This window comes from Pseudoxanthomonas mexicana, from assembly GCF_014397415.1.
Classification (GTDB): Bacteria; Pseudomonadota; Gammaproteobacteria; order Xanthomonadales; family Xanthomonadaceae; genus Pseudoxanthomonas_A; species Pseudoxanthomonas_A mexicana.
This window is the reverse complement of record NZ_CP060731.1, coordinates 813,846-839,223: the sequence shown is the minus strand read 5'-3', so window position 1 is coordinate 839,223 and position 25,378 is coordinate 813,846. Positions and strand designations below refer to the sequence as shown.

Sequence of the window (25,378 nt, the reverse complement as noted above, 5' to 3'; positions counted from 1 at the left end):
TTTCCGGCCGGTTTGTAAGCAGATGTTTCCGGCGCGGGCGGCAGACACATCTGCTGTCAACCGCGACACACCTGTCGCCGTTGCCCGCCCTACCTTGGCCCTGCCGCCGCTTCCCCGTGCGGCCACCCCCACCCCGATGAGGATTCCGCCATGAGCAAGACCCCGTTGCTGATCGCCACCGCTTTCGCCCTGTGCGCCACCACCCTGATCGCCGACCAGGCCGAAGCCCGCGAACGCAGCCGCGCCGTGCAGCGTACCGCCCAGGGCGGCAGCGTCGCCGTCGAGCGCAGCAATGCCCGCTTCGACAGCCAGCGCCAACGAGGCTGGCAGGCCGATGGCCAGGGCAATGCGAGCGCCGCGCGCAGCGGCAGCATCAGCGGCGCCAACGGCGGCAATGCCGGTTACGACCGCAGCGCCTACCGCAACGCCGACGGCAGTGCCGGCCGCCAGGGCAGCGCGTACGCCAACGGACCGAACGGCGGGACCGCCAGCACCAGCGGCGGCATCAGCCGCGACGCGGACGGCAACGTGACCGGTGCGCGCAGCACCACCGCTACCGGCACGAACGGCAATAGCTACACCGGCAGTACGACCGTCTCGGACGGCACGCTGGTGCATACGCGCAACTGCACCAATGCCACCGGTGACGCCATCGCCTGTCCGCGCGGCCACTGACCGACCGGCTGCACCCTTTCCCGCAGGCGCGGCGGCCTGGCACCTCCCCTGCCGCAAGGACGCATTCCCGACCCGCCGCGCCTGCACCTGTTCCTTCCCTCACCCGGAGATTCCCGATGTCCCGATCCATCCTGCTTCCCCTCGCCACCGCCCTGTCCGTATGCGCGCTGGTGGCGCCCGCCCATGCCCAGCAGCGCACCCTGACCGACGAACAGAAGGCCACGCTGCAGGAACGCCTGAAGGCCGCCGACACCAATGGCGATGGCCTGATCGACAAAGCCGAGGCCGACGCGAAACTGCCGCGCCTCGCCAAGCGTTTCGACACCCTGGACGCCGACGGCGACGGCAAGCTGTCGCCCGATGAGATGCGTGCGGCCGGCCAAAAGATGGCCGCGCGTCGCACGCGCTGAGGCGGCAGGATGGACGGCTTCCGCCTGTTCGCCGGCCTGCCTCTGCTGGTGCTGGTCGCCGTCGCCACCGTGGAGGCCGCGTGGCTGATGCGACGCGGCGTCCGCTACGACTGGAAGGGCTACTGGGCCTCGCTCGGTGACGCTGCCGGCCGTGCGCTGCTGGGCGTGCTGATCCAGGGCGGCGTAGTGGGCGTGCTGCTGTTCGCGATCTGGGAGCTCCGCCTGACCACGATCGCGATGGACCGTCCCTGGCACTGGCTGGCGCTCTTCGTCGGCCAGGAGTTCTGCTACTACTGGATGCACCGTGCCGATCATCGCGTGCGCTGGTTCTGGCTGAACCATTCGGTCCACCACTCGGCCACGCAGTACAACCTGTCCACCGCGTACCGGCTGGGTTGGACCGGCAAGCTCACCGGTGCGGCGGTGTTCTTCGGTCCGCTGGTGTGGGTGGGCTTCCCGGTGCCTTATGTGGTCGGCGCGCTGGCGCTGAACCTGCTGTACCAGTACTGGCTGCATACGGAGCTGGTGCCGCGACTGCCGCGCCCCGTCGAGTTCGTGTTCAACACGCCGGCGCACCACCGCGTGCACCACGCCAGCAATCCGGAGTATCTGGACTGCAACTACGGCGGCGTGCTGATCGTGTTCGACCGCCTGTTCGGCACCTGTCGCGACGCACGCCCGGACGTGCCGATCCGCTACGGGCTGGTAGATCCGGTCGACAGCTACAACCCGGTGACCATCGCCTTCCACGCCTGGGTGAAACTGGGGCGCGACCTGCGCCGCGCGCATGGCCTGCGGCAGGTGGGGATGACCCTGTTCGGGCCGCCCGGGTATGTCCCCGGCGGCGCGGACGGAGACCGCCCGGGCCGCTGAGAGTGGCCCGGGCCGTCGCGGCCGGCGACAATACGCGCCCCCCGCGGCCCCCACGCCGCCCGCCCGCCGAGCCCCATGACCGCCTTCGTTTCCCCCGACCGCATCCGCGGCCTGTTCGCCCAGGCCATGTCCGACATGTACCGCGCCGAGGTGCCGCTGTACGGCGACCTGATCACGCTGGTCGGCGACATCAACAACGCCACGCTGCAGCGCGACGCCGCCCTGGCCGAGCGCCTGCAGCGTACCGGCGAGACCGAGCGCCTGGACCTGGAACGCCATGGCGCGATCCGCGTGGGCACGCCGGCGGAACTGGCGATGCTGGGCCGCGTCTTCGCGGTGATGGGCATGCACCCGGTGGGCTACTACGACCTGACGGTGGCCGGCGTGCCGGTGCATGCGACTGCGTTCCGGCCGCTGACCGAAGAGGCGCTGGCGGCGAATCCGTTCCGCATCTTCACCTCGCTGCTGCGGCTGGAGCTGATCGCCGATGCCGCGCTGCGTGCCAAGGCCGAGGCGATCCTGGCCAAGCGCGACATCTTCACCGCCGACGCGCGCGCGCTGCTCGCGCAGGCCGAACGCGACGGCGGGCTGGGCGAGGCCGACGCGCAGCGCTTCGTCGCCGAAGTGCTGGAAACCTTCCGCTGGCACGGCGATGCGACCGTCACGCTGGACACCTACCGCGCGCTGCACGGCCTGCACCGGCTGGTGGCCGACGTGGTCAGCTTCCGCGGCCCGCACATCAATCACCTCACCCCGCGCACGCTGGACATCGACGCCGCGCAGACCGCAATGCTCGAACGCGGCCTCCAGGCCAAGGCGCTGATCGAGGGCCCACCGCGCCGCGCCGTGCCCATCCTGCTGCGCCAGACCAGCTTCAAGGCACTGGAAGAGGAAGTCGCCTTCCCTGACGCGACCGGCACGCTGGTACCCGGCAGCCACAGCGCGCGCTTCGGCGAGATCGAGCAGCGCGGCCTGGCGCTGACGCCGGCCGGGCGCGAACTCTATGACCGCCTGCTCGCGCAGGTGCGTCAGGCCGGCGGTGCCGGCAACACGTCGGCCGACTATCCGCAGCGGCTGGCGGCGGCGTTCGCGGAATTCCCGGATGACGAGACCACGCTGCGCCGCGAAGGCCTGGGCTACTTCCGCTACCGCCTGACCGACAGCGGCGCCGCATTGCCGACCGCCGAGCGTGCGGCGATGACGCCCGACGCGCTGGTCGACGCCGGCTACGCCGTCGTGGACCCCATCGTCTACGAAGACTTCCTGCCGGTCAGCGCGGCGGGCATCTTCCAGTCCAACCTGGGCGGCGGCGAACAGCGCGCGTATGACGCGCATGCCAACCAGGACGCGTTCGAGGCTGCGCTGGGCAAGACGATCCACGACCCGTTCGCGCTGTATCAACACGCGCAGGACGCATCGATCGCGGCGCTGCGCGGTTGACGGCAGGAGTGAGTGGGCAGGAGTGAGGAGTGAGGAAGAGCTTTCGCTCACTCCTCACTTCTCTCCGCTCACTTCTCGGGCACGACGCCGTGAAACCCGCATGGCATCGACTATCGCTGTTCCACACAACATTTCGTGTTGACGCTTCCTGCTTGCCCCACTATGTTGTGCCCGTCGGTTCCGGTGGTCGCAAGCCACGGGATTAAAACGGGAAGCCGGTGACGCGTTCGCGCCACTCCGGCACTGCCCCGCAGCGGTAATTGGGAACGAACCCGCCACCAGCACTGAGGCGCCATGCCTTGGGAAGCGGCGGATGTAGGAAGAAGGCTCGCCCTTCGCGCCCATGAGTCCGAAGACCTGCCGACAGCCGCGCGATGCACACCGCGCGGTGCCGGCCGCGGAATCTCCGGGGGGAGAGGGCTGGCGAAGCAGGGCGCCCGCAGTCCGTCTGCGCGGTCGCGTCTCCTGCGACGCCGCTTCCCCACTGTTGACCTCCATCCGGCCTTGCGCAGCCCCGCGAGGGACGGGCCGCCGCGTGCATCACGCCTGGAGGATTCTCGTGACCCAGATCGACAGCGCCGTCGCCGACGCCGGCACCGCTCCGTCCCAGAAAGACGCGTTCTCGCTGACGCCGCCGCCCACCGCCACCGCGATGAGCGTGACCAAGCGCAACGGCAGCCGCGAGCCGGTGGACCTGAACAAGATCGTGCGCGCAGTGCAGCGCAACTGCGAAGGCCTGCACGCCATCGACCCGATGCGCGTGGCCACCCGCACCATCTCCGGCCTGTACGACGGCGCCAGCACGCGCGAACTGGACGAGCTGTCCATCCGCACCGCCGCGCTGCTGACCGGTGAAGAACCCGAGTACAGCCGCCTGGCCGCGCGCCTGCTGGCCGCCTACATCACCAAGGAGGTCACCGGCCAGGAGATCCACGCGTTCTCGCAGTCGGTCACCCGCGGCCACGAGGTCGGCCTGATCAACGACCGCCTGCTGAACTTCGTGCAGACCAATGCGCGCAAGCTCAACGATGCGCTGGATGCCTCGCTCGACCTGCACTTCGATTACTTCGGCCTGCGCACGCTGTACGACCGCTACCTGCTGCGCCATCCGCACACCCGCAAGGTGATCGAGACGCCGCAGCAGTTCTTCCTGCGCATCGCCTGCGCGCTGAGCGAGGACGTGCCGGAAGCGCTGGCGCTGTACCGCCGCATGGGCCACCTGGACTACCTGCCCAGCTCGCCGACGCTGTTCAACAGCGGCACGACGCACGAGCAGCTGTCGTCGTGCTTCCTGCTGGACTCGCCGCAGGACACGCTGGAATCGATCTACGCCCGGTACGGCGACATCGCCCAGCTGAGCAAGTTCAGCGGCGGCATCGGTGTGAGCTACACCCGCGTGCGTTCGCGCGGCTCACTGATCAAGTCCACCAACGGCCACAGCAACGGCATCGTGCCCTGGCTGAAGACGCTGGATTCCTCGGTCGCGGCGGTCAACCAGGGCGGCAAGCGCAAGGGCGCGGCCTGTGTCTACCTGGAAACCTGGCACGCCGACATCGAGGACTTCCTGGAGCTGCGCGACAACACCGGCGACGAAGCGCGCCGCACGCACAACCTCAACCTGGCCAACTGGGTGCCGGACCTGTTCATGAAGCGCGTCGAGGCCGACCAGGAGTGGTCGCTGTTCGATCCGCGCGTGGTACCCGAGCTGACCGACCTGTACGGCGCCGCATTCGAGCTGGGGTACACGCAGGCCGAGCTGCAGGGCAAGGCCGTCAAGACCATCCCGGCCCGCAAGCTGTACGGCCGGATGATGCGCACGCTGGCCGAGACCGGCAACGGATGGATGACGTTCAAGGACAAGTGCAACGCAGCCAGCAACCAGACGCTGCGCGCGGGCAATGTCATCCACCTGTCGAACCTGTGCACCGAGATCCTCGAGGTCACCTCGGCCGAGGAAACGGCGGTGTGCAACCTGGGCTCGATCAACCTGGCACGCCATTTCGACGAGGACGGATACTTCGATTTCGACAAGCTCGCCGAAACCGTCCGTCTGGCCGTGCGCCAGCTGGACCGCGTGATCGACCTGAACTTCTATCCCATCGAAACCGCCCGCCGCGGCAACCTGCGCTGGCGCCCGGTCGGCCTGGGCTGCATGGGCCTGCAGGACGTGTTCTTCAAGCTGCGCCTGCCGTTCGACAGCGCCGAGGCACGCGCGCTGTCGGCGAAGATCGCCGAGACCATCTACTTCCACGCGCTGGATACCTCGGTGGAACTGGCACAGGAACGCGGCCGGCACCCGTCTTTCGCCGACACCCGCGCCGCCAACGGCGAACTGCAGTTCGATGCCTGGCACATCAAGCCGGAGGATGCCGAGCGCTGGGACGCGTTGCGCGCGCGCATCAGGGAACACGGCCTGCGCAACTCGCTGCTGATCGCCATCGCGCCGACCGCGACGATCGCCTCCATCGCCGGCTGCTACGAGTGCGTGGAGCCGCAGGTGTCCAACCTGTTCAAGCGCGAGACGCTGTCGGGCGACTTCCTGCAGGTCAACCGCTACCTGGTGGACGAGCTGAAGAAGCTCGGCCTGTGGACGCCCGAGATCCGCGATGCGATCAAGCTGGCGGAGGGCTCCATCCAGGGCATCGCCCAGATCCCGGACACGCTGCAGCAGGTCTACCGCACGGCATGGGAACTGCCGATGCGCTCGCTGATCGACATGGCCGCCGACCGCGGTGCCTTCATCGACCAGTCGGCCTCGCTCAACCTGTTCATGGAAAGCCCGAATATCGGTGCTATGTCGTCCATGTACATGTATGCGTGGAAGCGGGGCATCAAGACCACGTATTACCTGCGCTCGCGCCCGGCCACGAAGATCGCGAAGACCACGGTCAGCACGGCCGCCGCCGCCTCGCCCAAGCGCGAATACACGCCCACCGAAGCCATCGCCTGCTCGCTGGAGAACCCGGAAGCCTGCGAGGCCTGCCAGTAACGTCTCTCCCACGTCGGTATCCCCGACGGACTACGGAACACGGAGGTTCCGGGCGCATGGATGCGCCGACCCCTGATCCGAGCCCCTCTCCCACCGGGAGAGGGGTTGGGGTGAGGGTACGGCGACATCAGGATGCCTGACCGCCGCTGCCTTCGCCGCACCCTCATCCGCCCTTCGGGCACCTTCTCCCGAAGGGAGAAGGAGAACCACGAGAACACCGCACCATGTCCGTACACCCCAAGCAGATGCTGCTAGACCCCGGTTTCGAACTGACGCTGCGCCCGATGCGCTATCCGCAGTTCTATGACATGTACCGCGACGCGATCAAGAACACGTGGACGGTGGAAGAGATCAACTTCCAGATCGACATCACCGACCTGCATGCGAAGATGACGCCGGCCGACCGCCACCTGATCCACCGGCTGGTCGCGTTCTTCGCCACCGGCGATTCCATCGTGTCGAACAACCTGGTGCTGAACCTGTACCAGCACCTCAACGCGCCCGAAGCGCGCATGTACCTGTCGCGGCAGCTCTACGAAGAGGCGCTGCACGTGCAGTTCTACCTGACGCTGCTGGACAACTACCTGCCCGACCCGGCGGAGCGCTTCAAGGCGTTCGCGGCGGTGGAGAACATCCCGGCGATCAAGAAGAAGGCCGACTTCTGCTTCAAGTGGATCGACAGTATCCAGGACCTGAAGCGGATCGAGACGCGCGACCAGCGCCGGCAGTTCCTGCTCAACCAGATCTGCTTTGCCGCCTGCATCGAGGGCCTGTTCTTCTTCGCGGCCTTCGCCTACGTGTACTACTTCCGCTCGCGCGGCCTGTTGCCGGGCCTGGCCAGCGGCACCAACTGGGTGTTCCGCGACGAGAGCTGCCACATGGAGTTCGCGTTCGAGTGCGTGCGCACCGTGCGCGAGGAAGAGCCGGACCTGTTCGACGACGTCATGCAGCAGCAGGTCTACGACATGCTGGAAGAAGCGATCGAGTGCGAAGTGCAGTTCGCCGAGGACGTGCTGTCCGGCGGCGTGGCCGGCATCTCGACCCGCGACATGCGCCAGTACCTGCAGCACTGCGCCGACCAGCACTTCGCCAAGCTCGGCATGCCCAAGCGCTACGACGTGCGCAACCCGCTGCCCTTCATGGAGCTGCAGGACGTGCAGGAACTGACCAACTTCTTCGAACGCCGCGTCTCCGCCTACCAGCTTGGCGTGCAGGGCGAAGTCGGCTTCGACCACGCGTTCTAGCATGCGCTCTCTGTAGGAGCGACGTCAGTCGCGACCGCGGCAATGAGCACCTCCTATCGCTGCACCACTCCCAGGACGTCGCCGGCGCTGCGCCATAGAGAGCCCATCGGGTAGTCCGGACATTCGTTCATGCGGTCGCGACTCACGTCGCTCCTACACCAGCACAACATCCGGCGCGCTATGCTCACGCCGGGAGCACGCTAACCGGAGCACCACCATGACCGAACTGGCCAACGCCGAAGCGCGCCCGACCGAGGCGCGCCTGCTGCACATGGTCTTCCCCGACCACACCAACCACCTGGGCACGCTGTTCGGTGGGCAGGCGCTGGCGTGGATGGACATGTCCGCCTTCATCGTCGCGTCCCGCTACGCGCGCACCACCGTGGTCACCGCGCGCTCGGAGCAGGTGGATTTCAACCAGCCCATCCACAAGGGCGACCTGGTCGAAGTGGTGGCGCGCGTGGTGAAGGTGGGCCGCAGTTCGATGAACGTCGACGTGGAAGTCATCACGGAGAACCTGCTGACCGGCGAGCGCAAGCTGTGCACGCGCGGTCACTTCGTGATGATCGCGCTCGACCCGCTCGGCCGGCCGACGCCGGCGCCGCCGTTGCTACCGGCGATCACGCGGGATTGAGACGACGTGAGCGGGCGCACTTCCGCCCACGCATTTGGCGGCTGTCAGGCCGCCTGCACGCAACGACAGGTCTTCGGAGGGGCGGACTCGTCGCTCTGGATCACTCCGTTTCGGCGACTGAGTACACCGCTACGATCCGATAGGGGCCGGGCTTGGCGTTCTTGAATGCACCACTCTCCAGCACGTCGACTGCCGCTTCGAATGTCGGAAGCAGGCAGTGCTTATTGGTTTCGATAGACCTGGCAAGGTAGTTGCAGGACAGTGGCGAGCACTCGGGGCCAGCGCCCGCCCAGAATGAGGTGATGTCGAAGCCTTCCAACGTTGCACGCGCCGGCGGCTGGACGTTGACATCATCGTGGAACGGGCCAAACGGCACCCACTCCCGACTATCGCCATCGAACTGGAGGTCGTGTGCTTCATAGTAGAAGAGCCGCAAACCCTCCAGCGAGATTTCGTGCTCATCGGCCAGCGCGCGCATGACCGCAGGGGAATCGAACAGAAAGTAGCCGTTGTGCTTCCAGAAGCCGATGTAATCGGCGAAGTCGTCGTTGACGCACGCGCCCAGCGAGTAGACGTCCAATATCCCGGGCAGATCAAACCCCTCAGGCGTCTCGACCCGCTTGTACATGTAGCCGATGGCGCGCATGGCACACCTTGGATCCCTGGATAGCAAAAGAATACGTCGAATGCATCCTGGTATCCCCAACGCGGCGGGATTGCCCTCACTTGTTCGTCCTGTTGGAACAGCACGTCCTTGCCACAGGCCCATGATGACCCCCGCGACATCGCCCGAGTCACCCTCACGCCGCCGCTGGTTGACCACCCTCACCGCCGTGCCGCTCGCCGCCACCGCCTGGCCGCGGCTCGCCCACGCCGCCGCCTGCGACGACACCGCGAACTGGATCCCGCCCGACGCCTTCCTGGCCGACCTGCCGCGCCTGATGCAGGCCCTGCGCGTGCCGGCCATCGGCATGGCCGTCGTGGAGCGGGGCGAGGTGGTGTGGGCGCGCAACCTGGGGGTGACGAACGCGGAGACCCGGGCGCCGGTGGCGGACGACACGCTGTTCGAGGATGCCTCGCTGAGCAAGCCGGTGTTCGCCTACCTGGTGCTGCAGCTGGCAGACCAGGGCGTGATCGACCTGGACGCGCCGCTGGTGCGCTATCGGCGGATGGACTACCTGGCCGACCATCCGTGGGTGGACATGGTCACCGCGCGGGACGTACTGCGCCATTCCACCGGCATGCCGAACTGGCGCAAGGATCCGACCCACGAGAAGCTCGTCCCGGCCGCGAAGCCCGGCACGCGCATCGACTATTCGGGCGAAGCGATCTTCTGGCTGCAGCTGGTCGTGGAGAAGCTCACCGGTGAGAGCCTGGACGAATCGATGCAGCGCCTGCTGTTCGGTCCGGCCGGCATGCGCGACAGCAGCTATACGTGGAGCAAGGATCTCGCCGAGCGCTCGGTGTATGGGCACCGCGCCATCGAGGACGAAGAAGCCGGCATGCCGCCGCAGATGCTGCGCGAGACATGGAACGCGGCGCAGACCGTCGCAGACCGCTGGGGCAAGCCGCTGTCGGCATGGCGGTACGAAGACGCCCAGCGCGCACTGCCCGAGGTGCAGGCCACCACGCCGAAAGGCCTGGTGAACTGGCCCGGCGACATCCTGGCCAACGCGGCCGCCAGCCTGCGCACCACGCCCTCCGACTATGCGCGCTTCATGGCGCTGATGGTGCGCACACCGCGCGCACCGTGGCAGATCAGCGAGGCCACGCGCACGGCGATGCTGACGAAGCAGATCGACGTGCCCGGCCGCTGGACCGACAAGGGCCTGGGCTGGAACCTGGAAGCCACCCCGCGCGGCCCGGTGTTCTACCACTCGGGCAGCAACGGCGGCATCTTCAAGAACTTCGCCCTGGGCGACGCCAGCGGCCAGCGCGCGCTGGTGGCGCTGACCAACGGCGGCAGCGGCAACGTGCTGTACCGGCGCGTGGTGCGCGCGGCCACCGGGCACGACCTGCTGGCCTTCGACCTGTAGCTACAGGCCCTGGAACACGAACGGTTCCGCCGGCCGGAAGTCCTTCACGGTGTTGCCGGCGAACACGTTGCGCTGGTCGGGGCCCAGGTCCAGCCGCAGCACCTTGCCGGTCTCCTTCGAGAAGTCGATGTCCTTGAGGTCTACCCAGAACGTGTTCGGCGTCAGCGCGGACTCGAAGAAATAGAGCTTGCGCTTGTGGTCGGCGACCGTGCGCCAGCGGGTGGAGGAGATGTTGGGTTCCTCCGGTGTGTTGATGCCGAACGGCACCGATGCGTTGCGGATCACGCTGAAGACGCTGGCCAGCGCCTTCACCGGGTCCTCGCTCTTGGGGATCGCGTTGACGTAGAACGAGGCGCGCGCGAAGCGGTCCGCTGCGCGGTTGGTACCCGGCAACATCACCGTGCCGCCGATCTGCTTCCAGTACGTGTTGAGCGCCAGCTGCTGGTCGAACACCGGCGAGTTGGTCATCACCTGGTAGTCGCGGCTGTGGTGGATCACCTGCTTGCCGCCGATGTACTCGATGATGGCGCTGTCGCCGCTGGCGTCGGACATCGACAGGTGCAGCGTGGCCAGGCGGTCCTCGCCCGGCACCTTGTCGGTCACCACCGTGAAGGGCTGCGCACGCAGGGCCTCGACGGCCTCCTTCACCGTGCCGTAGTTGTCCAGCACGTACTGCGCCCAGGCCGCGATGCTCAGGCCCGGGCCGCGCCCGTCGTAGCCGGGGTATTCGGATTCCACCAGCCACAGCACGTTGGCGACCAGGCCCGCTTCGTTCATGCCGTCGGTGGTGGAGACCTCGTAGCCGCTGGCGATCACGCTGCCGTACTTCGACGTCCACGTCACCGAGTTCGGTCCGGCCTGTCCGTTGCGCGCCATGCCACGCGGGAAGATCCACAGGTTCGTCGCCACGTCGGTCTTCCAGTCCATCGAACGGGCGGTGATCACGTCGTCGTGGGCGCCCAGGTAGACCAGGCGCGTACAGGCGTCGGCGGGAGGCGTGGCGGCGAGCGAGGACAGCAGGGTGGCGGCAAGCGCGAGCAGCAAGACGAAGCGACGATCCATGACGACCTCCGTGGCAGGGTGATGTCGGGTGCGCGGCGAGTGCGCCCGCCCTTTATGCCGGCGGGTATGTTAAACAGCGATCCCGTCCCCCGAGATGCTGCCATGGCCCTCCCCCTGCTGTCGCACCGTTCGTCCATCCGCGCGCCGCTCCTGGTCCTGGGCATGCTGGCGCTCTCCGCCTGCGTCAGCACGCCCGGCCCGCAGGTGGCCGGCAGCGGCCGCTGCAGCGACGCCTCGCTGGGTTGGGCCGTGGGCCAGACGGCGGACGAAGCCACGCTGCGCCGCCTGTCCGGCGAGAGCGGCGCCGGGCTGGTCAATCCCATCGGCCCCAGCACCGTGGTCAAGCGCGATGCGCGCACCGACCGCCTGCGCGTGTACATCGACGCCGACAACCGCATCACCGCGGCCCGCTGCGAGTAAGCCCGCTCCATGCGCCGCGACCACATCCTCACGCTCTCGTGCCCGGACACCACCGGCATCGTCTACCGCGTCACCGGGCTGCTGTTCGATGCCGGCTGCAACATCCTGGACGCCCAGCAGTTCGGCGACGAGGAGTCCGGCCGCTTCTTCCTGCGCGTGCACTTCGACCTGCCCGAAGACGTCTCGGTCGAAGCACTGCATGCGCGCTTCCAGCCGCTCGCCGACGCGTTCGCGATGGACTGGCAGCTGCACGACGCGCGCCGCAAGGCACGGCTGATGGTGCTGGTGAGCAAGCAGGGGCATTGCCTCAACGACCTGCTGTTCCGCGTGCACAGCCGGCAGTTGCCGGTGGAGATCGCCTGCGTGGTCTCCAACCATGCCGACTTCGCGCCGCTGGCGCAGTCGTACGGCGTGGCCTTCCACCACCTGCCGGTCACTGCCGACCATCGCGACGAGCAGGAGCAGCGCATCATCGACCTGGTCGAGCGCGAGCGGATCGACCTGGTGGTGCTGGCGCGCTACATGCAGATCCTCTCGCCCACGCTGTGCGATGCGCTGGCCGGCCGCGCCATCAACATCCACCACAGCTTCCTGCCGAGCTTCAAGGGCGCAAGACCGTACCACCAGGCGCATGCGCGCGGGGTCAAGATCATCGGCGCCACCGCCCACTACGTGACGCGCGACCTCGACGAAGGTCCGATCATCGAACAGGACGTCGCGCGCGTGGACCATGCGATGACGCCGAAAGAGCTGGTGCGGATGGGCAGCGACATCGAATCGCTGGTGCTGGCCCGCGCGGTGCGCCGCCACGTGGAGCACCGCATCCTGCTCAACGGGCACCGGACGGTCGTGTTCCGATAGGCCGTGGCCTGATGTAGGAGCGACGTGAGTCGCGACCGCACCGCACTCCCTGCAACGCCTGGCTTGCATCCATCATGCGATGCATGACCCATCCCGGCGGATTGATTCCCGCGGTCGCGACTTACGTCGCTCCTACAAAAAAAGGATCAGAAGGACGCCACCCACACCCGCACCGGGTGCTGCGGGTCGGCCAGCAGGCGGATCGCCAGCGCGATCGATACGGTGACCAGCAGCGGCTTGACGATGCGCGCACCCTGCTTCATCGCGAAGCGCGAACCGAGCTGCGCGCCGAGGAACTGGCCCGCCCCCATCAGCAGGCCGACCTTCCACAGCACGGCACCATGGACGAGGAACACGGCGAACGCGCCGACGTTCGACCCGAAGTTGAGGAACTTGGTGTGCGCGGTCGCCTTGAGGATGCCGAAGCCCGCCAGCGCGACGAACCCCAGCATCAGGAACGAGCCGGTGCCCGGTCCGAACACGCCGTCGTAGAAACCGATCGCCGGCACGAAGGTCAGCGCGAACACCTTCGGGCGCATGCGCTGGTGGCGATCCACATGGCCGATGTCGGGCTTCAGCCCGAAGTACACGGCGATGCCGACCAGCAGGAACGGCAGCGCCCACTTCAGCCAGTCCACCGGAATGACCGTGGCCAGCAGTGCACCGCCTATCGCGCCCAGCGCAGCGGTCAGCACCATCGGCAGCTGGCCCTTGAGGTCGACGTGCCCGTGGCGCGCATAGGCCCAGCTGGCCGACCCCGAGCCGAACAGCGACTGCAGCTTGTTGGTGCCCAGCACCTGCAGCGGCGGGATGCCGGCCAGCAGCATGGCGGGGATCGTGATCATCCCCCCGCCGCCGGCGATGGCATCGATGAAACCCGCCAGCATCGCGGCGAGGAACAGCAGCAGGAGCACCTGCAGGGCGAGGTCGGGCATGGGGTGGTGGAGGTTGAGGATGGCATCGCCCGTGACGACACGGCCGTGCGGATGCGTGTGTATTCTAGGGCTTCCTCCATCGCCAAGGATGATGACGGTGCACACGCCAAGGGTCCTGATCGCATGCATATGCCTTTGCGCTGCAGGCGTTGCGCAGGCGGCCGAGTATCGCAGTGCCGTCGGCGCCTACAAGGCCAAGGACTATCCCGCCTGCGCGCGCCTGTATGATCAACAAGCGGATCGCACGCCGCCGGTGCGCGGCGCCGCCTACGATGCGGCGTGCTGCCTGGCCCTGGCGGGCGACAAGGAAGCGGCCTTGGCCCGATTGGCCGCCACGCCCTCGGATCAGCTGCGCAGCCATATCGCCGATGACGCCGATCTGGTGTCCCTGCACGATGATCCGCGATGGACAGCCTTGCTTGCGCGCCATCGCCGCGACATGACAGCCGAGATGTCCCGCCGCGACGATGCCCTCCTGGAAGAGTTGCAACGGCGGATCGACAGGGACCAGGATGCGCGCAACCAGGCGATGCTGGCGCCCGCGGATCCGGCGCTCGCCGCCGCGATGGGCGACGTGGATCGCGACAACACTGCGTGGCTGAAGTCCTATCTGGACGCGCACGGATGGCCCGGCTACGACAAGGTGGGCCGGAGCGGCAGCATGGGATTCTTCCTGCTCGCCCAGCATGCCGATCACCAACCGGCCTTCCAGGAGCAGGTCCTGGGGATGCTGCAGGATGCGGTTGAACGGGGACAGGCCTCGGGCATCCACTTGGCCTATCTGACCGACCGCGTTCGGATCGCCCAAGGCAAGCCGCAGCTTTACGGCACCCAGTTCCACAGCGTGGAGGGCGTGCCACAGCCCCAGCCCATCGAGGATCCGGAGCACGTGGAGGCGCGCCGCGCCGCCCTGGGCATGCCGTCGTTGGCCGAGTACACCGCGAACATGCAGGACATGTACGCGACACCGAAGAATTAACGGACTACTGTCTGATCCCTCGACTCCTTGCCGGACATCGCCATGCCCAACCCTCTGCTGCTTTCCGTCATCGCGCTGGCCATCGCCTCGCTTGCCCCCTCGACCGCCGCGCAGAACGCTACGCCCGCACAACGGCCGGAGGTCATCGCCGCCGGCAAGGCGATGCAGCAGCAGGTGATCGACTGGCGGCGGCATTTCCACCAGTACCCGGAACTGTCCAACCGCGAGGAACAGACGTCAAAGCGTGTGGCCGAGGAACTGCGCAAGCTGGGCCTGCAACCGCGCACGGGCATCGCCCATCACGGCGTCACCGCGGTGATCAAGGGCGGCAGGCCTGGCCCGCGCATCGCGTTGCGCGCCGACATGGACGCGCTGCCGGTCACCGAGCGCAACAGCCTGCCCTTCGCCTCGAAGGCCACATCGACGTATCGCGGCGAAACCGTCGGCGTGATGCACGCCTGCGGCCACGACGCGCATACCGGCATCCTGCTGGGCGTGGCGAAGGCGCTGGTCGGCATGCAGGACACGCTGCCGGGTGAGGTACTGCTGGTCTTCCAGCCCGCCGAGGAAGGCGCGCCGGCCGGCGAGGAAGGGGGCGCAGCGCTGATGCTGAAGGACGGCGTGTTCCGGGACTTCAAGCCGGAGGCGGTATTCGGCCTGCACGTATTCTCGTCTATCCCGGTCGGCCAGATCGGCGTGCGCCAGGGGCCGCTGATGGCGGCCTCGGACAGCTTCACGCTGAAGGTCGTCGGCCGGCAGACGCACGGCTCGCGGCCGTGGGGCGGCGTGGACCCGATCGTGGCGATGGCCGACGTGATCGGCACCACCCAGACCATCGTCAGCCGTCGCACCGACATCTCCAGGCTGCCCGCCGTGGTCAGCTTCGGCGCGATCAAGGGCGGCATCCGCTACAACATCATCCCCGACGACGTGGAAGTGGTGGGCACGATCCGCACCTTCGACGAGGGCATGCGGCAGAAGATCTTCGCCGACCTGAAGAACGTCGCCACCCATGTGAGCGCCGCGCACGGCGCGAAGGTGGAGGCCAGCGTGCCCGACAACGACGGCAACCCGGTCACCGTGAACGATCCGGACCTCACCGCGCGCATGCTGCCCAGCCTGCAGGCGGCAGTGGGGGCGGACAACGTGATCACCCCTCCTTTGCAGATGGGCGCGGAGGACTTCTCGTTCTACGCGCGCGAAGTGCCGTCGATGTTCTTCTTCGTCGGCAGCACGGCCAAGGGCATCGACCCCGTCACCGCGCCCAGCAACCACTCGCCCGAGTTCATGCTGGACGAGGCCTCGCTCGACGTGGGGCTGCGCGCATTGCTGCAGGTGACGCTGGATTACCTGGAGAAGCCGAAGGGTTGAGCGTTTCTTCCTCTCCATGCGAAGCGGGGAGAGGGGCTCGACATCACTGATGCTCGCCATCCACGTACAGCCAGCGTCCGTCGATGCGGACGAAGCGGCTGCGCTCGTGCAGGCGCACCGCGCTGCCGCCGCCGACGCGGTAGCGGGCGACGAACTCGACCTCGGCCGTCTCCGGCCCGGTGACGCGGTGCGATTTCACCGTCAGCCCGAGCCACATGGTCTTCTGTGCACCGGGGGCATCCAGGCCGAGCTCGTCTGGCCGGGTGTCGGGATGCCAGGTCGCGCGCAGGTAGTCCGCGTTGCCGGTGACGAAGGCGCTGTAGCGCGAGCGCATCAGCGCTTCGGCGTCGGGCGCGGCGTCACCGGCGTGATAGCGGCCGCAGCAGACGACGAGATCGCGGCCAGTGCCGCAGGGGCAGGGGTTCATGGCATCGCTTCACTGTAGGAGCGACGTGAGTCGCGACCGGGCACCCTCAGGCAACGGGACGGCGGAATCCTGGAGATGAGCAAGCCAATGGGCAGTGACGTCATGCGGTCGCGACTTATGTCGCTCCTACAACAGCGGCACGCACTCAACGCTTGCCGTGGCCCGTCTCGATGAAGCGCAGGAACTCGGCGCGGGTGCGCGCGTCGTCGCGGAAGGTCCCCAGCATCTTGCTGGTCACCATGCTGACGCCGCGCTTGTGCACGCCGCGGGTGGTCATGCATTCGTGCGCGCCATCGACCACCACGGCCACGCCGCGGGGCTGCAGCACATCCTGGATGCACTGCGCGATCTGCGCGGTCATCTTCTCCTGCACCTGGAAACGGCGCGCGTACACGTCCACCACGCGCGCCAGCTTGCTGATGCCCACCACCTTGCCGTCGGGCAGGTAGCCCACGTGCGCGCGGCCGATGATCGGCGCCATGTGATGCTCGCAATGACTTTCGAACTCGATGTCGCGCAGCACGATCATCTCGTCGTAGCCGGCAACTTCCTCGAAGGTGCGCGCCAGGTACTCGCGCGGGTCCATCTGGTAGCCGCTGAACCAGTCGCGGTAGGCCTTGGCCACCCGCTTGGGCGTGTCCAGCAGGCCTTCGCGCGTGGGATCCTCGCCCGCCCACTCCAGCAGTACGCGCACGGCGTCTTCGGCCTGCGCCTGGGTCACCTTGCCGGGATTGTCGTCGGAATGGCTCATCGCATGGACTCCTGCGGGGGCGTGGAGGATAACCCATCGGACCTCCCGCGACCCGAACCGGCCCGGTGATCGATGCCTGCGCTGGTACGGGCGAGGCGACGCGCCGGATGCAGCGCCGCAGCAGATTCGCTACTCCGCCGCGACAGGGGCACCCATGTTGCCTCTGCTGTACATCCCCGAACGATCGAAGCAGCACGCACGCCGCTTGCCGGACGCCAGCATGTCGCAGGCGGTGGCGATGCGCTTGACGCGCGTCTCGGCCTTCTTGCCCGACGTGATCCAGTGGATCCAGTCGCGGCGTGCCACCGCGGTCAGGCTGTTCCATACCGCCTTCGCTTCCGGCGCAGCCGCCAGCGCCTTGCGGACATCGGCCGGCACCACCGGCTCGGGTTCTTCCTTCACCGGCGCGATCACCAGATCGATCCGGTCGCCGGCGGCGACACCCGCGGATGCCCGCAGCGCCTTCTCCACTTTCAGCCAATGACTGCCTGCTCCGTCCGGCTGCAGCGTGGCCTGGAAGCGCTGGCCTGCCAGCGTGCCTTCCACCGTCACCAGGCTGCGGGTGGGCAACTTCGCGCTGGCCGCGGCGGGCAGCACCAGGAAGGTCCACGTCGCCGCTTTCGGCTCGGCCGGACGTTGCAGGGTGGCGGAGAAGCGGATCGCAGCGGAGGTCGTCATGGGCGCATGGTACCGGTCACGTGGACGCGCATGGACGCGGGCCGTCACGCGGGGTCGGGGAACAGGCCGGTCACCGCGCGTACCGCATCCACCCGCGTCCCTAGGCCGACGGCCATCACCTGCAGGGCGTGGCGGCGTCGTGCGGGTGTGATCGCGGCCACGGCATCCTGTGGCACCCAGACCGCGTACTCGCGCATGTTGGCACCCTGCGCGGTGGCCAGTACGCAGGAGTCGGCGGACAGGCCGGTCAGCACTAGCCGGCGCGCGCCCAGTTTGGCCAACAGGATGGCCAGCGGCGTGGCGAGGAAGCCGGAGTGTTTGGGTTTGAGCACATGATAGTCGTGCGGGCGCGGGGCCAGGCGCTGCACGATCGAAGCGGACGCACCCCCGGCGTCGCGGCAGGCGGCCACCAGGTCGCCGAACTGTCCCTGCCAGTGCGAGAAATTGTCGTTCACGTAGATCGTGGGCGCGCCCGCCGCGTCGAAACGCGCACGCAGCGTCTCGATGCGCGGCACGATCGCTCGCGCCGCCTTCGCCAGACGGTCGCCGCCTTCGAAGTCGAACCGGTTCACCATGTCCAGCACCAGCAACGCGGTGTCGCTCATCCGCGTTTCCCGCGTTCCGGCGCGCGTTCGGACTTGTGAACGTCGTGCATGCGTCGCCCTCACCTCGTGTTTGCGTACAAGCGCCTAAAACAGGGACTCCTTCCAACCCTCACGGAGTCTAGCCATGGCGCGTTCCGCCAGTGTCAACACCGACCAGGTCCATGAACTGTTGCTGCAGGCGCTGGAAACCGAGCGCGGTGGCATCCAGATCTACACTGCCGCCCTCAAGGCCGCCGTCAACGACGACCTGAAGAAGGAATGGAGCGAGTATCTGGAGGAGACGCGTACGCACGAGCAGGTGCTCACGCGCGTGTTCGAGCAGCTGGAGCTGGATACCGAAGCCGCGTCGCCGGGTCGCGAGGTGGTGGCGCATCTGGGTGCTTCGCTGGTCAAGGCCATCGAGATGGCGATCAAGCACGACACCCCGGAAGCCGCCCAGCTGGTGGCCGCCGAGTGCGTGGTGCTGGCCGAAACCAAGGATCACCAGAACTGGGAACTGATCGGCAAGGTCGTGGAGCAGGGCGGTGCCCTGGCCAAGGTGCTGGAGCCGGCCTACAAGGCGGTGGAAAGCGACGAGGACCACCACCTGTACCACACCATGGGATGGGGCCGGGAACTGTGGATCCAGTCGCTGGGCATGCCGGCCGTGCTGCCGCCGCCGGAAGAGGTCAAGAACGTCGAGACCGCCATCGGCGCGTCGCGTGCCGAGCAGAGCCGCGAGCAGATGCTCGGGCGCAAGCATTGAGCCGCGGGCGCTGCATGTCGCGCGACGTTCCCGCAGGTCCCCGGGGCCGCCTCGACGAGGCGGTCCCGGTCGATCCGGCGCTGCTGACCTTCGGCATCGATGTGTTCCAGGCCGTGATGACCGGGGCCATGCCCGTCGACGAATACGATGGCGACGACCTGCCCTGCCTGGGCATGAGCGCCATCACCCGGCAGGTCAGCGGGCATGGTCTGAGCCCGCAGGAGGAAACCTCGCTGGTCATGCGCGTGGTCGCCTTCGGCGAGCTGTTGGGCCAGGCCGAACACGACAGCCGCATCGCCGGCCATATCGCGCCGGCCCAAGCCGGCGGCTACCAGATCACTACGGCGTTCCTGCAGGCGGCAGCGGGCGCCGACATCGTGCAGCGCTCCGACGGTGGCTTCGCCTACGATCTGGAGAGCGTCGCCGCGCGACTGGTTCACTGATCGTCGGAGGCATCGCGTTCCTTGCGGGGGACGAAGGTGATCTCGCCGGACGACTCCAGCACCGCCAGCGCGATCTCCCCCACCGTGGCGTAGCCGGCGGATCGACGCGCGATGGCGAAGTCCTCCTCACTCATCGACTGCCGCGCCAGCTCGTCACGGAACAGATGGCCGCGATGCACCAGGATCACCGGCTTGCCCTCCACCATCTGGTGGAAGCGCTGCGAGCGCGAGGACAGCTTGCCGACGGTCCAGTTGAGGGACAGCAGCGTCGCCGCCAGGATCAGGCCACCGAGCAGCGAGGTGTCTTCGCCGATCAGCGAGTTCTGCACGGCGGTACCGAGCAGCACCACCACCAGCAGGTCGAACGGGGTGAACTGGCCCACCGTGCGCTTGCCGCTCATCCGCACCATCACCAGCACCACCACGTAGACCGCGGTCGCCCGCAGCACGAACTCCCACCACGGCATGCCAAGCTCGAACAGGCTGCGCAAAACACTGTCCATGTCATCCCCTCGCCTGCATCAGGATCGGCCCGCCGGACGCTCGCCACCCGTGGCGGTATAGGCAGGCGGTGAATAGAAGTTCACCGTCTTCAAGGGCGCGTCGCCCGTCGCGCGGATCTCGTGCCGCTCGCCCCGTTCGATCAGCAACAGGCTGCCGGGCCGCAGCGCGCGCCGCGCGCCTTCCACGATGGCCATGCCGCGGCCGGATGCCACGAACAGCCACTGGTCCGCGCCCCGATGACGGTTGTCGGGTCCCCCTTCGCGGCCGCCGGGCGGAATCACCATCTGAGCAGCCTGCACGCCATGGGCCTGGAAGAGCGGAAGGAAGCCGATGCCCATGCGCAGGTGCCTGCATTTCATGTGTCTGCCTCGCGTTGCCCGGGGACTGCAGCATCTGCGCCCGCGCGTGCAGGCCCCGTCAACGCGCAGGCGTGCCGACGCTTTCCTGGTGGGTCAGGTACAGCCGCAGATCGAACTCCAGCTGGTGATAGTCCGGTTCCATGTGCGTGCACAGGGCGTAGAAGGCCTTGTTGTGTTCGGCTTCCTTCAGGTGCGCGAGTTCGTGCACCACGATCATCTTCAAGAACTCCGCCGGTGCGTCGCGGAACACGGTGGCGATGCGGATCTCGCGGCTGGCCTTCAAGCGACCGCCGTGCACGCGCGAGATGGCGGTGTGGGTCCCCAGTGCGTGCTTCATCACCTGCAGCGTGCTGTCGTACGCCACCTTGCCCAGCGGTAGCGAGCGCCGCAGGTGCCGTTCCTTCAGTGCCTGCACGTAGTCGTACAGCTGGCCGTCGTTGCGCACCGCGTGCGCCTGCGGGTACTTGTCCGCCAGCATCGTACCGAGCCGGCCCTGTTCGATCAGCGCACGCACGCGGGCCTGCAGGTCCTGCGGGTAGCCGGTGAGGTAGACGAGCGGTTGCATCGGGAGGGGAAGGGGGCGCTGCGGGACGGGTATCATGCCGCCAAATCCCCAAGGAACCCCGCAATGGCGAAGGGAAACCCGCTGCAGGAACAGCTGCTCAAGGCCGGACTGGTGAAGAAGTCCAAGCTGGCCGAGGTCGCGCGCGAGCAGCACAAGGCCCGCCACGGCAAGGGGGCGCCGGCACCCAGCGAGATCCAGCGTGACGCCGAGCGGGCGCGCGCGGAGAAGGTCGAGCGCGACCGTGCCCTGGAGGCCGAACGCAAGGCGCAGGCCCGCGCGGCGGAACTGCACGCGCAGGCGCGCCAGATGGTCCAGGACCGCAAGGTGCCGCGCAGCGGCGAAGTGGAGTACCGCTTCACCGCCGACGGCGCCATCCGCACCCTGCTGGTCAACGACGATCTGAAGAAGAAGCTGTCCACCGGGGCGCTGGTCATCGCGCGCATCGACGACCGCTACGAACTGCTGCCACGCGTGGCGGCCGACAAGGTGCGCGAACGCGATGCCGCGATGATCGTGCTGGACCATGGCCAGGCCAATGAACCCGCAGCGGCCACGTCCGAAGACGATGCGTACTACGCGCAGTTCAAGGTGCCCGACGACCTGGTGTGGTGACCGCCGGCGCATCGTCGGTCCCTGATGGCGACGCCGCACCGCGGGGGACTTGACGACCCGTGTAGGGTGGAATGAGGCCCCCGCGGAAACCGCCATGCAGCAGCACGAACTCGATGCTCTCTTCGACCAGCAGGCCGCCGGCTACGACGCACGCTGGGTGCGCATGGCCCCGATCCGCGACAGCCTGCTGTTCCTGATCGACACCGTGTTCGCCCCCTTGCCGGACGACGCCCATGTGCTGTGCGTCGGCGCGGGCACCGGCGCCGAGATCGGTCATCTGGCGCGGCGCTTCCCGCGTTGGACCTTCCTCGCCCTGGATCCGTCCACACAGATGATCGCCGCCTGCCGCGAACGCGCGTTGCGCGAGGGCTTCGCCGATCGCTGCCGCTTCCATGCCGGCGTGGTCGAGACGCTGCCGGAGGAGGCCGCGTTCGACGGGGCCACCTGCCTGCTGGTCTCCCAGTTCCTGCTCGATCCGGACGCGCGCATTGCCTTCTTCGCCTCCATCGCGCACCGGCTCCGGCCTGGCGGCACGCTGGTGTGGGCCGACCTGGCCTGGGATACGGAGGCGCCCGACTATCCGGCGATGCTGCGTCTGTGGATGGAGACCATGTCCGGCGCCGGCCTCGACGCGGCCGCCCTTGAACAGATCCGCGCCAACTACGCCCGCGATGTCGCGATCCTTCCTCCGGATCGCGTGGCCGCGCTGGCGGAAGCCGGCGGCTTCGCGCCGCCATTGCGCTTCCACCAGGCGGGAATGATCCATGGATGGTGCGCGCGGACGAAGGACGCGTCCGTATCGTCGGCAAGGTGAAGATCCACGCGACCCGGCACACCGGGTTGCCCGGCGCCACGTTCCCTAACGCACTCGCCTGCCGGTGTCGCCGTACAACTGGATCGTCGTCGCTTCGCCTTCGCCGTCGAAACTTGCGCGCACGCCGGTGTCGGCATGGATGAAGGCGCGGGGCAGGCCCTTGATGGGGCTGAGCGGATAGCGGTCGCCGTTGGGGAATACCAGTGTCAGCACCCCGGCCTCCGGCACCACCTCCACCACCGGGCCATCCTCGAAGCCATAACGGCCTGCGAGCGACTGCAGGACGTCGGCCGGCGGCGTTGCCGCCCTTTCCACCCGTGTCGGCCCGAAGCTCGACCACCCGTAGGTATCCGACACGGCGGCGAAGAACTCCATCCCCAGATCCATGCCGCTGTCCGCATTGGCCATGAACACCGCCCCGTCGCCACTGCGCAGATTGAGCGTCATGCCGGCGCGGTAGCCGACCGTGCCGCCGTAGTGGGTCAGGAACACCTGCTCGCCATCGCCGATCAGACGGAAACCATAGGCATGTTCCTCGAAAGGCCGGGCCAGCAGGTCGTGGACGCTGGCCTGGGCAAACACGGTGCTGGTGCCAAGCCAACCCTTGCGCAGTTCGATCAGCAGGGTGGCCAGATCGGCTGGCGTGGCCCATAGGCCCGCCGCCGCCTGTTCGGGATGGGCGTGCCAGCCCCCGGGTACCGGCTGGCCATCGGCCTGGTGGCCAAGCGCGACGTGTTCTTCCCCTTCTCTCGGCGCCGGTTGGCTGAAATCGGCATGGCGCATGCCGACGGGCCCGGTCAGCCAGGTGCGCATCAACGACTCGAACGGTCGCTTGAGGTGTTGCTGCAGGGCGATCTCGGCCACGGTGTAACCGGGGCCGGAGTAGCGCAAGGTCGTGCCCGGCAGCGCCAGCACTTCCGCCTTGCGCGCGTTGGACGGCGGAAGGCCCTGTGCGGTCTGCAGGTCGGTGGGCAGGACGGCGTTGCGCGGGTATCCCTCGTACCCCCCGGGAGTGATGCCCGCGGTGTGGGCGAACAGGTGGCGCAGCGTTACCGGATGCTCGGCATCCTGGCGACCGGCCGGCAGTTTCCACGGCGTCAGATACGCATCTACATCGGCATCCAGATCGATCGCGCCCGCCTGCTGCATGCGCCATGCGGCCAGGACCGTGGCGGGCTTGGCCAGCGACCCGGCCTGGAACAGGCTGCGGCAGGTGGCGGCTGCGCCGTCGGCCTGCTGTCGGCCCCAGGCGGCGCTCCAGTCCAGCGTACCGGCCCGAATCACCGCCACGGAGAGCGCCGGTACACGATGCGTGGCCATGCGCGCCTGCACGGATGCCGGCGCCGTTTCACCGCTGAACATCACGCGCGGCAGCAGACCCTGGGCGACCCGGTCTCGCCGCGCCTGCGCATCCGGCGCGGTAACGCACGCCTCGGGTGAACCCGCCGCAGACTCGACAAATGCCAGCGCGGGCATTGTCAGTGCACCGGGCCCCAGGCCGGCCAGCACCCACGGGATGAGGCGGAAACGGTTCATGCGGACTCCGGCAAAGAACAGGACCGCGTCGAGGGTGCATGGGTGCTTCGGGGGAGGGCAATCGCAGCCGACGGAACAGGTCCTGCGGGGGACGAAACGCGGACGGGGGCCGACGAAGTCATGTACCCCCTGCCGTGAGAGTGGCCGCGCGCCTTGCACGCCGCCCGCCTCAGCGCGTCATGAAGAATTCGATAGGGATCAGCTCCACCGCCCAGCCCCCCTCTTCGCCCAAGGCGGCGGCAGGATGCATGGAGGCGAGGCGCAGCGCCTCGTCATGGTCGTCGGCCTCGATGATGAACAGGCCGCCCACCACTTCCTTCGATTCGGTGTAGGGCCCGTCGCTGACCTGCGTCCGGCCATTGCGGGGGCGCAGCGTGGTCCAGCCGGCCACATCGCCCAGCGATGCGGCCAGCAGCACCTTGCCGGTGGCATGCATCTTCTCGTCCAGCGCGGGGCACTGGCTCACCAGGCGATCGACATCGTCGGGCGCCATCGCCGCGAACTTGTCCGGGGCGAAATAGGCAAGGCCGAGATATTTCATGCGCGCTCCTTGAGGCGGTGATCGTATGGACGACGAAGCCGGCAATGGCGAATCGACATCCTTATCCTTGAGAGCCGCGGCAGCGCGGCACGATCACCAAGGAAGTACGTCCGTCCCTGTCTCACGAAGCGTGCCACTGGCGTGAACCTTTGCGATCCGCGATGGTGCAGACGGACGCGGGCTGGCCGCGCCTCAACGCCGGGGACGGTGTCAGCGCCAGCTCGCCTTGCGCGAAGGCGGGGGCGGCGTGGGCGCGGGGTCGATGACGGGCACCAGCATGGACAGTCGCGCCCGGGCGAAATCGCCGCTGCCGTCGACATCCAGCTTGCCGGCGCTGTTGGCGTTGATGAGGCCGGTGTCGAGGAATACTTCCTCGCCGATCGCCACGCGGTGACGAGCGCTGCACAGCTTCGATGGCACCTGCAGCACGCTGATGCCGTCGCGCTGCCATTTGGTCTCCGGGGCCAGGCGCCGGACGATGGAACCGTCCACCCACACGTCCACCGAATCCGATTGCACCGACCGGCACTTGCCGATCCCGACATCAAAGGTCATGCACCCTCCTACAGGGCGGTATGTGTAAGCGTGAAGAGGAAGCCGCGCGCTTCGAGCAGCGCGCGCATGCGCCGTTCGGCCGGCGCGCGATGGAACTCGCGGCCCGCCCACAACCCGAAACAGGGCCTTCCCGTGTGGTTGCCGTGGCCCGGCGGGCGTCGCGACACGGCGATATCGAGCGATTCGCAGGCCGTCGCCCACATCACGCGCAGGTCGCCCGGTCCGATGGATTGCTGGGATCCCAGATGGAGAATGAAGACCTGGGTCTGATGGTTTGCCACACATACCTCGTCGGCTCGCGCAGATCGCGCGGA

The 25,378-nt window shown here is 67.9% G+C and carries 30 protein-coding genes and 1 riboswitch; of the genes, 16 read left to right on the top strand and 14 right to left on the bottom strand.

Going from position 1 to position 25,378, the window contains the following annotated elements; translation table 11 throughout:
* Nucleotides 1-150 precede the first annotated feature (150 nt).
* The 7 genes from IAE60_RS03810 to IAE60_RS03780 all read left to right on the top strand — a co-directional run bounded on the left by IAE60_RS03810 (nt 151) and on the right by IAE60_RS03780 (nt 8,265).
* The gene (locus tag IAE60_RS03810) at nt 151-675 is read left to right on the top strand and encodes a hypothetical protein (protein ID WP_187573937.1); all 525 of its coding nucleotides are present in this window, start codon (nt 151-153) and stop codon (nt 673-675) included.
* A gap of 116 nt (nt 676-791) precedes the next feature.
* Entirely contained in the window at nt 792-1,085 is a 294-nt protein-coding gene (locus IAE60_RS19000; RefSeq protein WP_187573936.1) for an EF-hand domain-containing protein, read from the top strand.
* Nucleotides 1,086-1,094: 9 nt separating this feature from the next.
* Nucleotides 1,095-1,958 carry a sterol desaturase family protein gene (locus IAE60_RS03800; protein ID WP_187573935.1) on the top strand — a complete coding sequence of 288 codons (864 nt, stop codon included), beginning with the start codon at nt 1,095-1,097 and terminating at the stop codon, nt 1,956-1,958.
* A 75-nt stretch (nt 1,959-2,033) separates the two neighbouring features.
* Nucleotides 2,034-3,398 carry a 2-oxoadipate dioxygenase/decarboxylase HglS gene (hglS, locus tag IAE60_RS03795; RefSeq protein WP_187573934.1) on the top strand — a complete coding sequence of 455 codons (1,365 nt, stop codon included), beginning with the start codon at nt 2,034-2,036 and terminating at the stop codon, nt 3,396-3,398.
* Nucleotides 3,399-3,556: 158 nt separating this feature from the next.
* A riboswitch (cobalamin riboswitch) is annotated at nt 3,557-3,777 on the top strand.
* Between the two features lie 273 nt (nt 3,778-4,050).
* On the top strand, nt 4,051-6,387 hold the full coding sequence (locus tag IAE60_RS03790) for a ribonucleoside-diphosphate reductase subunit alpha (RefSeq protein WP_187574649.1): 2,337 nt from the start codon (nt 4,051-4,053) through the stop codon (nt 6,385-6,387).
* A 224-nt stretch (nt 6,388-6,611) separates the two neighbouring features.
* The gene (locus tag IAE60_RS03785) at nt 6,612-7,631 is read left to right on the top strand and encodes a ribonucleotide-diphosphate reductase subunit beta (protein ID WP_187573933.1); all 1,020 of its coding nucleotides are present in this window, start codon (nt 6,612-6,614) and stop codon (nt 7,629-7,631) included.
* A 217-nt stretch (nt 7,632-7,848) separates the two neighbouring features.
* Nucleotides 7,849-8,265: an acyl-CoA thioesterase gene (locus tag IAE60_RS03780; protein WP_187573932.1), complete on the top strand. Its 417-nt coding sequence runs from the start codon at nt 7,849-7,851 to the stop codon at nt 8,263-8,265.
* Between the two features lie 100 nt (nt 8,266-8,365).
* Here IAE60_RS03780 and IAE60_RS03775 read toward each other — a convergent pair whose 3' ends face one another.
* Nucleotides 8,366-8,911 carry a hypothetical protein gene (locus tag IAE60_RS03775; protein ID WP_187573931.1) on the bottom strand — a complete coding sequence of 182 codons (546 nt, stop codon included), beginning with the start codon at nt 8,909-8,911 and terminating at the stop codon, nt 8,366-8,368.
* Nucleotides 8,912-9,080: 169 nt separating this feature from the next.
* Here IAE60_RS03775 and IAE60_RS03770 point away from each other — a divergent pair, with 169 nt between their 5' ends.
* Nucleotides 9,081-10,301, top strand: coding sequence for a serine hydrolase domain-containing protein (locus tag IAE60_RS03770; RefSeq protein WP_187573930.1), 1,221 nt, complete (start codon nt 9,081-9,083; stop codon nt 10,299-10,301).
* Here IAE60_RS03770 and IAE60_RS03765 read toward each other — a convergent pair whose 3' ends face one another.
* Nucleotides 10,302-11,363 carry a linear amide C-N hydrolase gene (locus IAE60_RS03765; RefSeq protein ID WP_187573929.1) on the bottom strand — a complete coding sequence of 354 codons (1,062 nt, stop codon included), beginning with the start codon at nt 11,361-11,363 and terminating at the stop codon, nt 10,302-10,304. It abuts the gene before it with no gap.
* Nucleotides 11,364-11,465: 102 nt separating this feature from the next.
* Here IAE60_RS03765 and IAE60_RS03760 point away from each other — a divergent pair, with 102 nt between their 5' ends.
* Together IAE60_RS03760 and purU are read left to right on the top strand one after the other, a co-directional pair.
* Nucleotides 11,466-11,783, top strand: coding sequence for a hypothetical protein (locus tag IAE60_RS03760; protein WP_244966646.1), 318 nt, complete (start codon nt 11,466-11,468; stop codon nt 11,781-11,783).
* Between the two features lie 9 nt (nt 11,784-11,792).
* Nucleotides 11,793-12,644 carry a formyltetrahydrofolate deformylase gene (gene purU / locus IAE60_RS03755; RefSeq protein WP_187573928.1) on the top strand — a complete coding sequence of 284 codons (852 nt, stop codon included), beginning with the start codon at nt 11,793-11,795 and terminating at the stop codon, nt 12,642-12,644.
* 146 nt (nt 12,645-12,790) lie between these two features.
* Here purU and IAE60_RS03750 read toward each other — a convergent pair whose 3' ends face one another.
* The gene (locus tag IAE60_RS03750; RefSeq protein ID WP_187573927.1) at nt 12,791-13,579 is read right to left on the bottom strand and encodes a TSUP family transporter; all 789 of its coding nucleotides are present in this window, start codon (nt 13,577-13,579) and stop codon (nt 12,791-12,793) included.
* Nucleotides 13,580-13,667: 88 nt separating this feature from the next.
* Here IAE60_RS03750 and IAE60_RS03745 point away from each other — a divergent pair, with 88 nt between their 5' ends.
* Both IAE60_RS03745 and IAE60_RS03740 read left to right on the top strand, forming a co-directional pair.
* Entirely contained in the window at nt 13,668-14,558 is an 891-nt protein-coding gene (locus IAE60_RS03745) for a DUF6624 domain-containing protein (RefSeq protein ID WP_222937198.1), read from the top strand.
* Between the two features lie 42 nt (nt 14,559-14,600).
* On the top strand, nt 14,601-15,929 hold the full coding sequence (locus IAE60_RS03740; protein WP_187573925.1) for a M20 family metallopeptidase: 1,329 nt from the start codon (nt 14,601-14,603) through the stop codon (nt 15,927-15,929).
* A 43-nt stretch (nt 15,930-15,972) separates the two neighbouring features.
* Here IAE60_RS03740 and IAE60_RS03735 read toward each other — a convergent pair whose 3' ends face one another.
* From IAE60_RS03735 to IAE60_RS03720, 4 genes are all read right to left on the bottom strand, one after another.
* A complete protein-coding gene (locus tag IAE60_RS03735) occupies nt 15,973-16,356 on the bottom strand; it encodes a YchJ family protein (RefSeq protein ID WP_187573924.1) in 384 nt (127 codons plus the stop codon).
* Nucleotides 16,357-16,501: 145 nt separating this feature from the next.
* Entirely contained in the window at nt 16,502-17,107 is a 606-nt protein-coding gene (folE, locus tag IAE60_RS03730; protein WP_162109104.1) for a GTP cyclohydrolase I FolE, read from the bottom strand.
* Between the two features lie 129 nt (nt 17,108-17,236).
* Nucleotides 17,237-17,785 carry a YdeI/OmpD-associated family protein gene (locus IAE60_RS03725; protein ID WP_187573923.1) on the bottom strand — a complete coding sequence of 183 codons (549 nt, stop codon included), beginning with the start codon at nt 17,783-17,785 and terminating at the stop codon, nt 17,237-17,239.
* 44 nt (nt 17,786-17,829) lie between these two features.
* A complete protein-coding gene (locus IAE60_RS03720; protein ID WP_187573922.1) occupies nt 17,830-18,390 on the bottom strand; it encodes a cysteine hydrolase family protein in 561 nt (186 codons plus the stop codon).
* Between the two features lie 124 nt (nt 18,391-18,514).
* Between IAE60_RS03720 and IAE60_RS03715 the strand changes: the two genes are divergently transcribed.
* Nucleotides 18,515-19,135 carry a hypothetical protein gene (locus IAE60_RS03715; protein WP_187573921.1) on the top strand — a complete coding sequence of 207 codons (621 nt, stop codon included), beginning with the start codon at nt 18,515-18,517 and terminating at the stop codon, nt 19,133-19,135.
* A 14-nt stretch (nt 19,136-19,149) separates the two neighbouring features.
* Nucleotides 19,150-19,578: a hypothetical protein gene (locus IAE60_RS03710; protein WP_187573920.1), complete on the top strand. Its 429-nt coding sequence runs from the start codon at nt 19,150-19,152 to the stop codon at nt 19,576-19,578.
* Here the strand turns inward: IAE60_RS03710 and IAE60_RS03705 are convergent.
* The 3 genes from IAE60_RS03705 to IAE60_RS03695 are packed head-to-tail and all read right to left on the bottom strand — an operon-like array spanning nt 19,572 to nt 21,006.
* The gene (locus IAE60_RS03705; protein ID WP_187574647.1) at nt 19,572-20,069 is read right to left on the bottom strand and encodes a DUF421 domain-containing protein; all 498 of its coding nucleotides are present in this window, start codon (nt 20,067-20,069) and stop codon (nt 19,572-19,574) included. The genes IAE60_RS03710 and IAE60_RS03705 overlap by 7 nt on opposite strands.
* 30 nt (nt 20,070-20,099) lie before the next feature.
* The gene (locus tag IAE60_RS03700; protein WP_162109097.1) at nt 20,100-20,441 is read right to left on the bottom strand and encodes a cupin domain-containing protein; all 342 of its coding nucleotides are present in this window, start codon (nt 20,439-20,441) and stop codon (nt 20,100-20,102) included.
* Nucleotides 20,442-20,499: 58 nt separating this feature from the next.
* Nucleotides 20,500-21,006, bottom strand: coding sequence for a M48 metallopeptidase family protein (locus IAE60_RS03695; RefSeq protein WP_162109124.1), 507 nt, complete (start codon nt 21,004-21,006; stop codon nt 20,500-20,502).
* Between the two features lie 63 nt (nt 21,007-21,069).
* On the opposite strand from IAE60_RS03695, the gene IAE60_RS03690 reads away from it, so the two are divergent.
* Entirely contained in the window at nt 21,070-21,618 is a 549-nt protein-coding gene (locus tag IAE60_RS03690) for a DUF2058 domain-containing protein (protein ID WP_187573919.1), read from the top strand.
* Between the two features lie 94 nt (nt 21,619-21,712).
* Nucleotides 21,713-22,432 carry a class I SAM-dependent methyltransferase gene (locus IAE60_RS03685; protein ID WP_187573918.1) on the top strand — a complete coding sequence of 240 codons (720 nt, stop codon included), beginning with the start codon at nt 21,713-21,715 and terminating at the stop codon, nt 22,430-22,432.
* A gap of 45 nt (nt 22,433-22,477) precedes the next feature.
* Here IAE60_RS03685 and IAE60_RS03680 read toward each other — a convergent pair whose 3' ends face one another.
* From IAE60_RS03680 to IAE60_RS03665, 4 genes are all read right to left on the bottom strand, one after another.
* Nucleotides 22,478-23,968, bottom strand: a complete 1,491-nt coding sequence (locus IAE60_RS03680) for a serine hydrolase domain-containing protein (protein ID WP_187573917.1) — start codon at nt 23,966-23,968, stop codon at nt 22,478-22,480.
* 169 nt (nt 23,969-24,137) lie between these two features.
* A complete protein-coding gene (locus tag IAE60_RS03675; protein WP_187573916.1) occupies nt 24,138-24,509 on the bottom strand; it encodes a YciI family protein in 372 nt (123 codons plus the stop codon).
* A 210-nt stretch (nt 24,510-24,719) separates the two neighbouring features.
* Nucleotides 24,720-25,064 carry a hypothetical protein gene (locus IAE60_RS03670; RefSeq protein ID WP_187573915.1) on the bottom strand — a complete coding sequence of 115 codons (345 nt, stop codon included), beginning with the start codon at nt 25,062-25,064 and terminating at the stop codon, nt 24,720-24,722.
* Between the two features lie 8 nt (nt 25,065-25,072).
* Nucleotides 25,073-25,345: a hypothetical protein gene (locus tag IAE60_RS03665; protein WP_185894694.1), complete on the bottom strand. Its 273-nt coding sequence runs from the start codon at nt 25,343-25,345 to the stop codon at nt 25,073-25,075.
* Between the last annotated feature and the right edge of the window lie 33 nt (nt 25,346-25,378).